The sequence below is a fragment of the Streptomyces sp. HSG2 genome, from assembly GCF_016598575.1.
GTDB lineage: Bacteria > Actinomycetota > Actinomycetes > Streptomycetales > Streptomycetaceae > Streptomyces.
The window spans coordinates 1,897,155-1,911,189 of the sequence record NZ_CP066801.1 but is presented as its reverse complement, the minus strand read 5'-3'; the positions used below and the strand labels follow the sequence as shown (position 1 = coordinate 1,911,189).

Annotated in this window: 13 protein-coding genes; 10 read left to right on the top strand and 3 right to left on the bottom strand. The window is 73.1% G+C overall.

Features of this window, described 5'->3' with window-relative positions; translation table 11 throughout:
* The first annotated feature begins 170 nt into the window (after positions 1–170).
* A complete protein-coding gene (locus tag JEK78_RS07775; RefSeq protein ID WP_200263370.1) occupies positions 171–1,514 on the top strand; it encodes a formimidoylglutamate deiminase in 1,344 nt (447 codons plus the stop codon).
* A gap of 85 nt (positions 1,515–1,599) precedes the next feature.
* Entirely contained in the window at positions 1,600–2,775 is a 1,176-nt protein-coding gene (hutI, locus tag JEK78_RS07770; protein ID WP_277953066.1) for an imidazolonepropionase, read from the top strand.
* Positions 2,776–2,895: 120 nt separating this feature from the next.
* On the opposite strand, the gene JEK78_RS07765 is transcribed toward hutI, so the two are convergent.
* Positions 2,896–3,807, bottom strand: a complete 912-nt coding sequence (locus tag JEK78_RS07765; RefSeq protein ID WP_242483299.1) for an RNA polymerase sigma factor SigF — start codon at positions 3,805–3,807, stop codon at positions 2,896–2,898.
* A 252-nt stretch (positions 3,808–4,059) separates the two neighbouring features.
* On the opposite strand from JEK78_RS07765, the gene JEK78_RS07760 reads away from it, so the two are divergent.
* The 3 genes from JEK78_RS07760 (at position 4,060) to JEK78_RS07750 (ending at position 6,224) form a co-directional block, all read left to right on the top strand.
* Positions 4,060–4,452 (top strand): STAS domain-containing protein, encoded by a 393-nt coding sequence (locus JEK78_RS07760; protein WP_200263367.1) that lies wholly within the window; start codon positions 4,060–4,062, stop codon positions 4,450–4,452.
* Between the two features lie 228 nt (positions 4,453–4,680).
* On the top strand, positions 4,681–5,259 hold the full coding sequence (locus JEK78_RS07755; RefSeq protein WP_200263366.1) for an ATP-binding protein: 579 nt from the start codon (positions 4,681–4,683) through the stop codon (positions 5,257–5,259).
* Between the two features lie 284 nt (positions 5,260–5,543).
* Positions 5,544–6,224, top strand: coding sequence for a peptidase (locus JEK78_RS07750; protein ID WP_347341204.1), 681 nt, complete (start codon positions 5,544–5,546; stop codon positions 6,222–6,224).
* 54 nt (positions 6,225–6,278) lie between these two features.
* Here JEK78_RS07750 and JEK78_RS07745 read toward each other — a convergent pair whose 3' ends face one another.
* Complete coding sequence (locus JEK78_RS07745; protein ID WP_200263364.1) at positions 6,279–7,775, bottom strand: oligopeptide:H+ symporter; 1,497 nt, start codon at positions 7,773–7,775, stop codon at positions 6,279–6,281.
* 462 nt (positions 7,776–8,237) lie between these two features.
* Here JEK78_RS07745 and JEK78_RS07740 point away from each other — a divergent pair, with 462 nt between their 5' ends.
* Both JEK78_RS07740 and JEK78_RS07735 read left to right on the top strand, forming a co-directional pair.
* A complete protein-coding gene (locus JEK78_RS07740) occupies positions 8,238–8,915 on the top strand; it encodes a response regulator transcription factor (RefSeq protein ID WP_200263363.1) in 678 nt (225 codons plus the stop codon).
* A gap of 184 nt (positions 8,916–9,099) precedes the next feature.
* Complete coding sequence (locus tag JEK78_RS07735; RefSeq protein ID WP_200263362.1) at positions 9,100–10,368, top strand: ATP-binding protein; 1,269 nt, start codon at positions 9,100–9,102, stop codon at positions 10,366–10,368.
* A gap of 10 nt (positions 10,369–10,378) precedes the next feature.
* Here JEK78_RS07735 and JEK78_RS07730 read toward each other — a convergent pair whose 3' ends face one another.
* Positions 10,379–10,996, bottom strand: coding sequence for a GtrA family protein (locus JEK78_RS07730; RefSeq protein WP_200263361.1), 618 nt, complete (start codon positions 10,994–10,996; stop codon positions 10,379–10,381).
* A gap of 160 nt (positions 10,997–11,156) precedes the next feature.
* On the opposite strand from JEK78_RS07730, the gene JEK78_RS07725 reads away from it, so the two are divergent.
* The 3 genes from JEK78_RS07725 to JEK78_RS07715 are packed head-to-tail and all read left to right on the top strand — an operon-like array spanning position 11,157 to position 14,010.
* The gene (locus JEK78_RS07725) at positions 11,157–12,296 is read left to right on the top strand and encodes a 5-(carboxyamino)imidazole ribonucleotide synthase (RefSeq protein ID WP_200263360.1); all 1,140 of its coding nucleotides are present in this window, start codon (positions 11,157–11,159) and stop codon (positions 12,294–12,296) included.
* Positions 12,293–12,835: a 5-(carboxyamino)imidazole ribonucleotide mutase gene (gene purE, locus JEK78_RS07720; RefSeq protein ID WP_200263359.1), complete on the top strand. Its 543-nt coding sequence runs from the start codon at positions 12,293–12,295 to the stop codon at positions 12,833–12,835. Before JEK78_RS07725 ends, purE begins: the two co-directional genes overlap by 4 nt.
* A complete protein-coding gene (locus JEK78_RS07715; protein ID WP_200263358.1) occupies positions 12,832–14,010 on the top strand; it encodes a dipeptidase in 1,179 nt (392 codons plus the stop codon). The genes purE and JEK78_RS07715 overlap by 4 nt, the downstream gene beginning before the upstream one ends.
* The last annotated feature ends 25 nt before the right edge of the window (positions 14,011–14,035 follow it).

The following is a 14,035-nucleotide window of genomic DNA, read 5'->3' as shown; positions in this document are numbered from 1 at the left end:
GCAGGTGAACGCCCTCTCCGTCGCCCACCGTCCACCCGAAGCGCGCCCCGGCCCAAGCCCCCTTCGGGGAACCTCCGGCCGGGCCTTCGCCGCGCCGGTCGGAGGTTCGGTCCGGGCGAGCGGGGTCCCCTTCCCGGCATGCGGGCCTCGGTGGCCCCCGGGGAGGCGTGATGACCGCCCCGCCGCGCGTCTACTGGCTGGAGCACGGCTGGCTCGGCACCCATGTGGAGCCCGGGGTGGCCGTGGAGGTGGCCGACGGGCGCTTCACGGCGGTCCGCACCGACGTCGAGGCGCCGCCGTCCGGCGCGGAGGTCCTGCGCGGGCTGACGCTTCCGGGGTTGGCCGACGTCCACAGCCACGCCTTCCACCGGGCCCTGCGCGGCACCGTCCAGGTCGGCTCCGGCACCTTCTGGACCTGGCGCGAGGTCATGTACGCCGTCGCCGAACGACTGACCCCGGAGAGCTACCACCGCCTGGCCCGCGCCGTGTACGCGGAGATGGCCCTGGCCGGGATCACCTCGGTGGGGGAGTTCCACTACGTGCACCACGCTCCCGGCGGGAAGCCGTACGCCGAGCCGAACGTCATGGGGGAGGCGTTGATCCAGGCCGCCGCCGACGCCGGCGTCCGCCTCACCCTGCTGGACGCCTGCTATCTGTCCGCCGGCTTCGGCGAGCCCCCTGGGCGTCACCAACTCCGCTTCCACGACGGGACCGCCGAGGACTGGGCGGAGCGCTGCTCCGGTCTGGTGGACCGAGAGCACGCCCGGATCGGGGCTGCGGCGCACTCGGTGCGGGCCGTCCCCGCCGACCAGTTGGGGACGGTGGCCCGCTGGGCCGCGGAACGGGGCGCGCCGCTCCACGTCCACCTGTCCGAGCAGGTCGCCGAGAACGAGGCGTGCCTGGCCGCCCATGGCCGGACGCCGGCCCGGCTCCTCGCCGATCACGGGGTTCTCGGGCCGCGAGCCACGGCGGTGCACGGCACCCACCTCACCGACGCCGACGTCGCCCTGCTCGGCGGCAGCGGGACCGGGGCGTGCCTGTGTCCGACCACGGAACGCGACCTCGCCGACGGCATCGGTCCGGCGAGCGCCCTGCGACGGGCGGGGTCGCCGCTGTCCCTGGGCTCCGACAGCCACGCCGTGGTCGACCTCTTCGAGGAGGCCCGCGCGATGGAACTCCACGAGCGGCTGCGCACCCGCGCCCGCGGCCACTGGACGGCCGCCGCGCTGCTGCGGGCCGCCACCGTCGACGGCCACGCCGCGCTCGGCTGGGGGGACGTCGGAGTCATGGAGTCCGGCGCCCGCGCCGACCTGACCACGATCTCGTTGGACTCGGTCAGGACGGCCGGGCCGCCGCCCCGACTGGGCGCCGAGATCGCCGTGTTCGCGGCGACGGCGGCGGACGTGCGGCACACGGTCGTGGCGGGCAGGCACGTCGTCCGGGACGGGGCGCACACGCTCGTGCACGACGTGCCGGCAGAGCTGTCCCGTGCGATCCGGGCGTTGCGCGCGTGAGCGGCCCACCCCGATGTCCCCGTCGACGGCGGCGGACTTCCTTCCACCCCGGGGCGCGGGCCGCGGGTTTCCTCGGAGGTTCGCGTTGAGCGGCAGCACGGTCGTCACCGACATCGGCACCCTCGTCACCAACGACCCGTCACTGGGCGACGGTTCCCCGCTGGGAACCGTGCGGAACGCGGCCGTCGTCCTGGAGGGCGGGAGTGTCGCCTGGGTCGGTGCCACGACCGCGGCGCCCGCCGCCGACCGCCGCGTGGACGCCGGGGGCGGGGCCGTCCTGCCGGGCTTCGTGGACTCGCACTCCCACCTGCTGTTCGCGGGCGACCGCACGGAGGAGTTCGCCGCCCGCATGTCGGGCCGCCCGTACTCGGTCGGCGGTATCCGCACCACCGTGGCGGCCACCCGCGCCGCGAGCGACGAGCGGCTGGAGGCGACTCTCACCCGTCATCTCGCGGAAGCCCTCCGCCAGGGCACGACCACACTGGAGACCAAGTCGGGCTACGGGTTGACCGTCGCCGACGAGGCGCGCGCGCTGCGCGTCGCCGCACGGCACACCGACGAGGTGACCTTCCTCGGCGCCCACGTCGTCCCGCCCGAGCTGGCCGACGACCCCGCCGCCTACGTCGCGCTGGTCACCGGGGAGATGCTCGACGCCTGCGCGCCGCACGCCCGCTGGATCGACGTCTTCTGCGAGCGGGGTGCCTTCGACGGCGACCAGGCCCGCGCCGTCCTCGCCGCCGGCCGGGCCCGGGGCCTCCTGCCACGTGTCCACGCCAACCAGCTCTCGGCCGGGCCCGGGGTCCGTCTCGCGGTCGAGCTCGACGCGGCCAGCGCCGACCACTGCACCCACCTGACCGACGCCGACGTGGACGCCCTGGCACACGGTGACACAGTGGCCACGCTGCTGCCGGGTGCGGAGTTCTCCACCCGGGCCGAGTGGCCCGACGCCCGCCGGCTCCTGGACGCCGGCGTGACCGTCGCACTGTCGACCGACTGCAATCCGGGCTCTTCCTTCACGTCCTCGGTGCCGTTCTGCGTCGCGCTGGCGGTCCGGGACATGGGCATGACGCCCGACGAGGCGGTCTGGGCCGCCACCGCGGGCGGCGCGCGGGCCCTGCGCAGGGACGACGTCGGTCGTCTCGGACCCGGCGCCCGCGCGGACCTGATCCTGCTCGACGCCCCGAGCCACGTCCACCTCGCCTACCGCCCCGGCGTTCCCCTGGTCCGGGCCGTGTGGCGGCGTGGGGCGAGGGTGGTCTGAGCGTGGGGCGCCGGAGAGAAGACGGGGAAGCGCGAGGGGCGGTCCGGACTCCGGACCCGGCCTCGCGCCGGCGCTGTCCGGACTCCCGCCGCCCCCGCGAAGAGCGTCGCGCCCAGGCGGTCAATCCACGACGGTCAGGCCCTTGCGCAGTCGTCTGAGCGTGCGGGACAGCAGGCGGGAGACGTGCATCTGGGAGATCCCCAGTTCCTCGCCGATCTCCGACTGCGTCATGCCCGCGACGAAGCGGAAGGAGAGGATCTTCCGGTCCCGGGGCGAGAGCTCGGCGATCAGCGGCTTGAGCGACTCGACGTACTCGATGCCCTCCAGCCCGTGGTCCTCGTAGCCGATCCGGTCCGCCAGCGCGCCCTCGGCGTCGTCCTCCTCCGGCTGGGCGTCGAGCGAGGCGGCGGTGTAGGCGTTGGAAGCGGCCATGCCCTCCACGACCTCGTCCTCGGAGAGGCCGAGGCGCTCGGCCAGCTCCTGCACCGTGGGGGCCCGGTCGAGCTGCTGGGCCAGTTCGTCGCCCGCCTTGGCCAGGTCGAGCCGGAGCTCCTGGAGCCGGCGCGGGACGCGCACCGACCACGAGGTGTCCCGGAAGAACCGCTTGATCTCGCCGATGATGGTCGGCATGGCGAAGGTGGGGAACTCCACGCCGCGGGACAACTCGAACCGGTCGATGGCCTTGATCAGGCCGATGGTGCCGACCTGGACGATGTCCTCCATCGGTTCGCTGCGCGAACGGAACCGGGAGGCGGCGAACTTCACCAGCGCGAGATTCAGCTCCACGAGCGTGTTGCGGACGTAGGCGTGCTCGTGGGTGCCTTCCTCCAGCGACTCCAGGCGCTCGAAGAGGGTCTTGGACAGGGCCCGAGCGTCCGCCGGGGCCACCTCGTCGTAGGCCGGGATGTCCGGGAGTCCGAGGAGTGCGCCGTCCGGGACGGCGGGATCGTGCTGCTCGATGGGATCCAGATGTTCCGGAGGGGGTGTCGACGTCGCTCTGGGGGTAGGCGATCCGTCGAGCCGGGGTGACATGGTGTCCTCCATCGTTCTCGGCATGCGGCTGCCGAAGCCGGTTGCGTGCACGTGCGGTGTGCGGCGCCTCCAAAGCCGGCCGTGTCGATTTCGTGTACCCACTAGGCCTACCGGCTTCAGGACATCGATCGCAAGTGCATTACGTGCGATTATGTCCGGTTACGTGGCGATGTTCGGGTGTCGGAGAGAGGTGGGAGGGCGTAGTGTTCGCGGACGTCGGAAGCATGAACCACCCCGGGAGAGAGAGACGGCATGGACCGCGGGACGGTCGGCAACGCACAGTCGGGCCGGCTTCTGGTGGAGGTGCGGGAAGAGGGCCACAGCGCCGTCGTCGCGCCGGCGGGTGAGCTGGATCACCACACCGCCGATCTGCTGCGTGAGCCGCTGGAGGACTTCCTGGCCAAGGGATTCAACCGGCTCGTGGTGGACTGTGGCCGGCTGGAGTTCTGCGACTCCACCGGGCTCAACGTCCTCCTGGGCGCCCGCCTGAAGGCCGAGGCGGCGGGCGGCGGGGTGCACCTGGCGGCGATGAGGCCGGTCGTCGCCCGAGTCTTCGAGATCACGGGGGCGGAGGCCGTCTTCACCGTCCACGACACGCTGCGGGACGCGCTGTCGGACGACGATTCCGCCGACGGCCCCGGCTGAATCGCCCCTCGCGGGCCTCCTCCGGCGCCGCGCCCCGGCCGGGCCTCGGGCACCCGTCCGGAATCCGGGCGGGAACGGGGGGTGTTCCTCCGGCCGGCCCGGGCAGGAGAGATGCTGAACGTCCGCGTGCTCGACGCCCCGCCGAGGGGCGCGCGTCGCTCGCGTCACGCGACCGGCGGCAACAGGAATCGACCATATGAACCGGTGAATCGGTGAGGTGAAGCGCTGATGAGCACCACCCGGCCCTACTCGCCGGGCGACCGCGGTCGGGAGCCCAGCGCTTCCGGGGCGCCCGCGCGCGGCGCGCCCGTGACCCGGGGCCCCGGGGGGCCCACCGCGTCGCCGGCGCCCGCGGACGGAGCGGCGGCGGGGGGCGGACCGCCCGAGGGCGTGGCGGGGGGGCTGAGTCGCGGTCTCGATCTGGAGGGTGCCAGCGGAGTCGTGCCGTTGGCCCGCGATTTCACCCGGCAGGCGCTGCACGCGTGGGGATGGCTTCCCGCGACGACCGCCGATCGCCGCGCGGCGGCCGAGGACGTGCTGCTCGTGGTCTCCGAGTTGGTGACCAACGCCTGCCTGCACGCCGAGGGCCCCGCCGGGCTGTGGATCTCCTGTGACCGGAAGGTCATCCGGCTGGAGGTCACCGACCGGGGCACCGGTCAGCCCGCGCCCCGCACCCCGCACCGAGCGGGTCGGCCGGGCGGCCACGGCATGTTCATCGTCCAGCGGCTCTGCCTCGACTGGGGGGTCGTCCGCGCCCCCGGCGTCGCCGGGAAGACGGTCTGGGCGGAACTCGGCGCCCCCGCGTAGGAGCGGCCCGCGAGGGGGTGTTCCGCGAGGCGGCCCCTCCCCTCCCGCCTTCGGGTCGGCCGGGCCCCTCCCGGACCCCGCCGGTCGGGGCTCGCTAGGGCTCCGCACCCGGCCCTGGCGGGACTCCCCGCCCCGGCGACCGTCGGCGGCCTCCCCTCTCGGTGAGGCGGGTCTGTCGCGCGTCTTCCCTCTCCACGCGGCGGCGCGTACGTTGGCAGCTCATCTGATGGGCAGTCAGAAAAGCGGGGGGCGCCGTGCCGAACCAGCAGCGAACCGTCGCTCTCGTGTCCGCGGCGACCCTGGCCTGCTCGGTGGTATGGCTGTCCGCCCCGACCGCGCTCGCCGAGGTCGTCGACGTCGACTACCGGTGCGACACGCCCATAGGCGAGCGGCGGGCCGTGTCGCCGATCGACATCTCGGCGGAACGCGAGGGGGACGGCTACCGGATCACCATGTCGTGGCAGAGAGGGGTGTCCTCCAGCCCCGTCGAACTGGGCACGGGGGCGATGAGCCCGAGCGCCACGGTGCGTGTGGAGGGGGCGGACCGCCAGACCGTGGAGCTGACCGGCCCGGTGAACTCCGCGCCGGTCCCCCCGGACACCCCCATCCGCGTCGACGATCTCGGCGGGACCTACCGCCCCTCGGGGTCCGGCGAGGTCACCCTCACGGCGGGGACGCTCACCATCCGGGCGCTGGGCACGACCACGACCTGCGTACCGGCCGGCGACCCCGCTCCCGCGCTGACGCTGGACGTCGTCGCCGCGGACGGCGGCCGGGACCCCGCTCCGGAGGCCCCGGCCGAGGCGGCCCCCGCCGGTCCGGGGCTCGGTGACGAGCTGCCCCGCACCGGCCCCGGGGACGCGGTGTCGATCGTCGGGGCCCTGGGAGGCGTCGCCCTTCTGACCGGCCTGGCGGGCGCGGTGTGGCTGCGCGTCCGCGGGCGGGTCGGGCCGCCCGGCGGCTGACGGGTGAGCGGGCGTGTGCCCGCGCCCCGGGCTTCCGGGGGAGCCCGGCCCGGGTCAGCGCACGTCGCCCATGAGCGCGCGTACGCGCTTGCGGTACATCCCTATCGCGGCACCGGCGGCCAGGGCCAGGACGGCCTCGGCGGCGACGACCCCCGACGTGTTCAGATCGACGCCCGCGAGGGAGAGCAGTCCGGTCGTGGCGTCGCCCGCCGTGACGGCCAGGAACCAGACGCCCATCATCTGCGAGGCGTACTTCGCCGGAGCCATCTTGGTCGTCACCGACAGGCCGACCGGCGAGAGCAGCAACTCGGCCACGGTCTGCACGAAGTAGATCGCCACCATCCACGCCGCGGCGGCCTGCGCGCCGCTCCCGGCGATGGCGAGCGGCGCCAGGAAGAGCAGGAAGGAGACGCCGATGAGGACCAGGCCGAAGGAGAACTTCACGATCGTGCTCGGCTCCCGGCCCCGCCGGTTCAGCGCCAACCAGACGAACGCGAACACCGGGGCCAGCGCCATGATCAGGACGGGGTTGACGGACTGGTACCAAGAAACCGGGAAACCCCAGCCGAGGACGGTGTTGTCGGTCGAGGAGTCGGCGAACAGCGCCAGGGTGGAGCCCCCCTGGTCGTAGATCATCCAGAACACGGCCGCGGCCACGAAGAACCACACGTACGCCGACATCTTGGACCGCTCGGAGGTGTCCAGCTCCGGGTCCCGGCGGATGCGGGTCAGCACCAGTACCGGAATGATCACGCCGAGCAGCGTGAGCGGCACCAGGATCCAGTTCAGGGTGTAGTGACCCGACAACCCCAGGATCGTGTAGGAGACCGCCGCGAGGACGGCCCAGAAGGCGGCCTTGCGCAGGGTCGTGGTCCGCTCCCGCGCCGTCAGCGGCTTCGGCACGACCCCCGAGCGCGGGGCGAGGTGCCGGCTCCCGATCAGGAACTGGGTCACCCCCAGGGCCATGCCGAGGGCCGCCAGGGCGAAGCCCAGATGCCAGTTCACACTCTCCCCGACGGTGCCGATGACCAGCGGCGCGGCGAAGGCGCCGAGGTTGATGCCCATGTAGAAGACGGTGAACCCGCCGTCTCTGCGGGGGTCGTCCGGCCCGTCGTAGAGTTGCCCGACCATGGTCGAGATGTTGGCCTTCAGCAGACCCGAGCCGACCGCCACCAGGCCGAGACCCGCGTAGAAGGTGCCGGCGGCGGGCAGGGCCAGCGTCAGATGGCCCAGCATGATGACGGCGGCGGCGATGGCCACGGTCTTGCGCGGGCCCCACACCCGGTCGCCGAACCAGCCGCCGGGCATCGTGAGCAGGTACACCAGCGACAGGTACACCGAGTACACGGCGGTCGCGGTGCCGAGGCTCAGTCCCAGGCCACCGGGTGCGACCAGGTAGAGCGGGAGCAACGCCCGCATGCCGTAGTAGGAGAAGCGCTCCCACATCTCGGTCAGGAAGAGGGTGGCCAGACCTCGTGGGTGGCCGAGGAAGGTCTTCTCGGGGCCGGGGATTCCCGGGGCCACCGAGTCCTTCGTCAGGCTGGACGCCATGCTCGATCCTCGCTGCTCAGGACAGACGGGCGTGCTCGTGGCGCCCGTGAGGTGGGGGTGAGGCGGTCGACCCCCGGTCCGTGCCGGTCCGCGCCGCGGGGATCGCGAGGATCCGCCCGGGGGCGGTAAGGGGGGACGGCGACCGCTCGACCCGGGCCCGGCGGCGCGCCTTCGCGCCCCCGGGCCCGGCCGCGGCCCGTTCGAGAGTGGCCGGTCCGCGGAGTACGGGACGCACCGTGACGACGATCACTGGGCATCCCGTGTGGCGATACAAGAGTCAATGCATATTACTGCATGAGAATGACCGATATGAAAGGTATTGAGAGGGGGGTCACAACCCCCTGGGGAACCGGGATCGCGCAGGCGGGGGCGGCGTCGGCGGCGGGTCACGGCACGCTGTCGCCCCCCGCCGCGAGGCCGCCCGCCACCCGGCCGGAGCCGCCGGCGGATTACCATCAGGACATGACCCGTGTACTGCTCGCCGAGGACGACGCGTCCATCTCCGAGCCTCTGGCCCGCGCCCTGCGGCGCGAGGGGTACGAGGTGGAGGTGCGCGAGGACGGCCCGACCGCGCTGGCCGCGGGCCTTCAGGGCGGCATCGACCTGGTCGTCCTCGATCTCGGACTGCCCGACATGGACGGCCTGGAGGTCGCCCGGCGGTTGCGCTCGGACGGACACGGCGTGCCGATCCTCGTCCTCACCGCGCGTGCCGACGAGGTGGACACCGTGGTGGGTCTGGACGCGGGCGCGGACGACTACGTCACCAAGCCCTTCCGTCTGGCCGAGCTGTTGGCTCGGGTGCGGGCCCTGCTCCGCCGGGGCGCGGCCGAGCCGCAGCAGACGACGTCCACCCACGGCGTCCGCATCGACGTCGAGTCGCACCGGGCCTGGATGGGCGAGGAGGAGCTCCAGCTCACCGCGAAGGAGTTCGACCTGCTGCGGGTGCTGGTCCGCGACGCGGGTCGGGTGGTCACCCGTGACCAGCTGATGCGCGAGGTCTGGGACACCACTTGGTGGTCGTCGACCAAGACCCTGGACATGCACATTTCCTGGCTGCGCAAGAAGCTGGGGGACGACGCGGCCAACCCGCGCTACATCGCCACCGTGCGCGGCGTGGGGTTCCGATTCGAGAAGAGCTGACCCCGATTCGAGGAGGACCGACTCCCCCCGGTCGACGGACGCGGCGCCCCCGCGACCGGGCTCCGGTGGGGAGCCGGGGCCGCGCGCACCCCCGCGTGGCCGACGACACCCCGCGCGCGCGAACCAGACGCCGCGTGCCATCCGACCCGCAGCACCCGGGTCGCCGAGGTCCGGGCAGGAGTACATGCGCCGCCGATTGATCCAGTCCACCCTCGCCGTGGTGCTCGTCGTGATCGCCGTCTTCGGGGTCTCGCTCGTCCTCGTGGAGACCAGGACGATCACCAACACCGCCCAGGAACGGGTCGACCTGGAGGCCGCCCGACTCGCCGGCATCGTGGACGGCCGCCGCATCGGCACCGGTTCTGTCGACGCCGACGTCCTGCGCGGACAGGTCACGGGCGACCGATACGCCGAGATCCGCGTCCCGGGACAGCCGACGATCACCGTCGGCACCGAGCCGGAGGGAGACGTCATCCGGGGGGAGGCCACCGGCGAGGAGGGGGAGACCGTCGTCGTCGAGGAGCCCAGTTCCTCAGTCACCCGGGAGGTCGGGCGGACCCTCGCGATCATCGGGCTGGTCGCGCTGCTGGCCGTGGTCGCCGCGGTCCTGCTCGCGGTCCGCCAGGCCAATCGCCTCACCTCGCCGTTCACCGACCTCGCCGAGACCGCCGAGCGGCTCGGTTCCGGCGATCCCCGGCCGCGCCACCGCCGCTACGGCGTCCCCGAGCTGGACCGGGTGGCCGACGTGTTGGACGCGTCGGCGGAACGGATCGCCCGAATGCTGACCGCCGAGCGTCGCCTGGCCGCCGACGCCTCCCACCAGCTCCGCACCCCGCTGACCGCCCTGTCGATGCGCCTGGAGGAGATCACCGTCGCCGACGACCCGGAGACGGTGCGCGAGGAGGCCACGATCGCGCTGGGTCAGATCGAGCGCCTCACGGACGTGGTGGAGCGGTTGCTGACCCACTCCCGCGACCCACGCAGCGGCTCTGCCGTGACCTTCGAACTGGACGACGTGATCCAGCAACAGATAGCCGAGTGGCGGCCTGCCTACCGCAGCGCCGGGCGTGCCATCGTCAGCTCCGGCAAGCGGCATCTCCAGGCGGTCGGCACCCCGGGAGCCGTCGCACAGGTGCTCGCCGCACTGATCGAGAACTCGCTGATGCACGGTGGTGGCACGGTCGCCCTGCGGACCCGGGTGACCGGCAACCAGGCCGTGGTCGAGGTCACCGACGAGGGACAGGGCGTCTCCGCCGACCTCGGGGCGAGGATCTTCGAGCGGACCATCAGCGGACGGAACTCCACGGGCATCGGGCTCGCCGTGGCCCGGGATCTCGCCGAGGCGGACGGCGGGCGACTCGAACTGCTCCAGTCCAAACCGCCGGTCTTCGGACTCTTCCTGTCCCGGACGCCGCCGGCGAAGACGGGTTCCACGGACCGCACCGTCCGCTGAGTCGCCGGGGTCAGGGACGCCGGTCGAGCCGTGTCGCGCCGGTGGGCCGTCGCCGCGCGGCCCCCGCCGGAAGGGGGGCGGGGTCGCTCCACGCACCCGCCTGGGAGTCGACGGACTCCGGGAGACTCTCCGCGTGGACGACCGTGTCGCGGGAGGGGAGGCGACGGAAGACCCAGCCGCGGTAGGACCAGAAGCGGAACAGCGTGGCCAGTCCGATGCCGAGGAACTTGAAGATGTTGCTCTGCAAGGGGGTGTCCAGGCCGAGTCCGTACGTCGCCGTGTAGAGCACGCCGTTCTCGATCACCAGTCCGACGGAGCTGAACAGTACGAACAGCGACAGCTCCCGGGTGCGGTGGGTCTTGTCGCGGTCGCGGTAGGTGAAGTACCGGAAGCCCACGTAGTTGAAGGCGATCGCGACGACGGTGGCCAGGACGCCCGCCCTGACCACCGCCAAGTCCGTCGTCTGCCGGACCAGGTTGAACACCCCGAGGTTGACCAGGACCCCGGCGCCGCCGACCGCGCCGAACTTCGCGATCTCGGACGTCGACCTCCGAACGCGCCGCAAGAGCCCGGCACGCGAGGACGGAGGCGGGTGGGGTGGGCGAGGCGCAGCGGAACCGCGTCCCATCGTCGTGCAGGCCCCCGTCCGTCGGTCGGTGTCGATCCGCCCATGCTATCCACACGTTCGTGCGATCTTCCTGCGGTCGACCCCGCGCCACCGCCGACGGCACCCGTGCGCCGGGTGGGCGGCGGGCCGGCGGGCCCGCGACGACCGATACGCTGGGGGGGTGACGTTCCCGGTAGTCGGCATGGTCGGCGGGGGGCAGCTCGCTCGGATGACACACGAGGCGGGCATCCCGTTGGGCATCAGGTTCAAACTCCTCAGTGACACGCCCCAGGACTCCGCGGCACAGGTCGTGCGCGAAGTCGTCGTCGGCGACCACCGCGACCTGGCGACGCTGCGCGCGTTCGCCCGGGGCTGCGACGTGATCACCTTCGACCACGAGCACGTGCCTCTGGCGCACCTCAGGGCCCTGGAGGCGGAGGGCGTACGGGTGCGCCCCGGGCCCGACGCCTTGGCGCACGCCCAGGACAAGGCGGTGATGCGGGCGGGGCTCGTGGCCATCGGCGTCCCCTGCCCGCGACACCGGGTGGTGGCGGACCCGGCCGACGTGGCGGCCTTCGCCGCCGAGGGCGAGGGCTTCCCCGTGGTCCTCAAGACGGCGCGCGGTGGCTACGACGGGAAGGGCGTGTGGGTCGTGGGCTCGGTCGAGGAGGCCGCCGCGCCGTTCCGGGCCGGGGTGCCGGTCCTCGCGGAGGAGAAGGTGGACTTCGTCCGGGAGCTGGCGGCGAACGTGGTCCGCTCGCCCCACGGCCAGGCCGTTGCCTACCCGGTGGTGGAGTCCCGGCAGGTGAACGGGGTCTGCGACACGGTCGTCGCCCCCGCCCCCGACCTCCCCGAGGCGCTAGCCCTCGGCGCCGAGGAGACGGCGCTGAGGATCGCCAAGGAGTTGGGGGTGGTGGGACACCTCGCCGTCGAGCTGTTCCAGACCCGGGACGGGCGGATCCTGGTCAACGAGCTGGCGATGCGCCCGCACAACTCCGGCCACTGGTCCATGGACGGCGCCGTCACCTCGCAGTTCGCCAACCACGTCCGCGCCGTCCTGGACCTCCCGCTCGGCGACCCCCGTCCCCGCGCGCGCTGGACGGTCATGGCCAACGTCCTGGGCGGCGACTACCCGGACATGTACGCGGCCTACCTGCATTGCATGGCCCGCGACCCCCGACTTAAGATCCACATGTACGGCAAGGACGTGAAGTCGGGCCGCAAGGTCGGGCATGTCAACACCTACGGCGACGACCTGGACGACGTGCTGGCGCGCGCTCGTCACGCGGCCGACTACCTACGAGGAACGATCACGGCATGACATCCGCGAACCCTCTGGTCGGCATCGTCATGGGGTCGGACTCCGACTGGCCCGTGATGGAGGCGGCGGCCAAGGCCCTCGACGAGTTCGACGTCCCGTACGAGGTCGACGTGGTCTCCGCGCACCGGATGCCACGCGAGATGATCACCTACGGGGAAGAGGCCGCCGGGCGGGGGCTGCGGGCGATCGTGGCCGGCGCCGGTGGCGCCGCCCACCTGCCGGGCATGCTCGCCTCCGTCACGCCGCTGCCGGTGATCGGGGTGCCCGTCCCGCTCAGGCACCTCGACGGCATGGACTCGCTGCTCTCCATCGTGCAGATGCCCGCCGGGGTGCCGGTCGCGACCGTCTCCGTCGGCGGCGCCCGCAACGCCGGGCTGCTCGCCGTCCGGATGCTCGCCGCACACGACGAGGAATTGCGCGGTCGGATGAGCGAGTTCCAGCGGGAGCTGACCGAGCAGGCCACCGAGAAGGGCCGACGGCTGCGATCCCGGGCCGGGGGCGCCGGAACGGGCATCGGCTTCGGGGCGGGCCCCCGGTGACCCGCTTGGACGAGGCACGGGAACTGCTGCGCGAGTTCCCCGTCGTCGACGGGCACAACGACCTCCCGTGGGCCCTGCGCTCCCAGGTCCGCTACGACCACGACGCCCGCGACATCTCCCGTGACCAGAGCGGACGGCTGCACACCGACCTGCCCCGGCTCGACGCGGGTGGCGTGGGTGCCCAGTACTGGTCCGTGTACGTCCGTTCCGACCTGCCCGACGCGGTCCCGGCGACGCTGGAGCAGATCGACTGCGTGCGGCAATTGATCGAGCGCCACCCGACCCGGCTCCGGGCCGCGTTCACGGCGGCCGACATGGAGGCGGCCCGCGCCGAGGGACGGATCGCCTCGCTCATGGGCGCGGAGGGCGGGCACTCCATCGCCGACTCCCTGGCCACCCTGCGCGGCCTGTATCTCCTCGGCGTCCGCTACCTGACGCTCACCCACAACGACAACGTCGGCTGGGCGGACTCCGCCACCGACGAGCCCCGGGCCGGTGGGCTGACGGCCTTCGGCCGCGAGGTCGTGCGCGAGATGAACCGGATCGGCATGCTCGTCGATCTCTCCCACGTCGCGGCGACCACGATGAGGGACGCGCTGGACACCTCCACCGCACCGGTGATCTTCTCCCACTCCTCGGCGCGTGCCGTCTGCGACCACCCTCGCAACATCCCGGACGACGTCCTGGAGCGGCTGCCGGCCAACGGAGGCGTCGCCATGGTCACCTTCGTGCCGAAGTTCGTCCTCCGGGCCGCGGCGGACTGGACGGCGGCGGCGGACGAGAACATGCGCGCGCACGGACTCCACCCTCTGGACACCGGCGCCGAGGCGATGCGGATCCACCGCGACTTCGAGGAGCGTCGCCCACGCCCGCTCGCCACCGTGGCGACCGTCGCCGATCACCTGGACCACATGCGCGAGGTCGCGGGCGTCGACCACCTCGGCATCGGCGGGGACTACGACGGCACGGCCTTCACCCCGGACGGGCTGGACGACGTCTCCGGCTACCCCCGCCTCCTGGCGGAGTTGCTCGACCGAGGCTGGTCCAAGGCCGACCTGGCCAAGCTGACCTGGCGGAACGCGGTTCGAGTCCTGGGCGCGGCGGAGGACGTGGCCCGGCGGACGCAGGCCCTCAGAGGCCCCTCGAACGCCACTCGGGAAGCCCTGGACGGCTAGGGCCCCGGAGGTGCCCGCCCCCCCG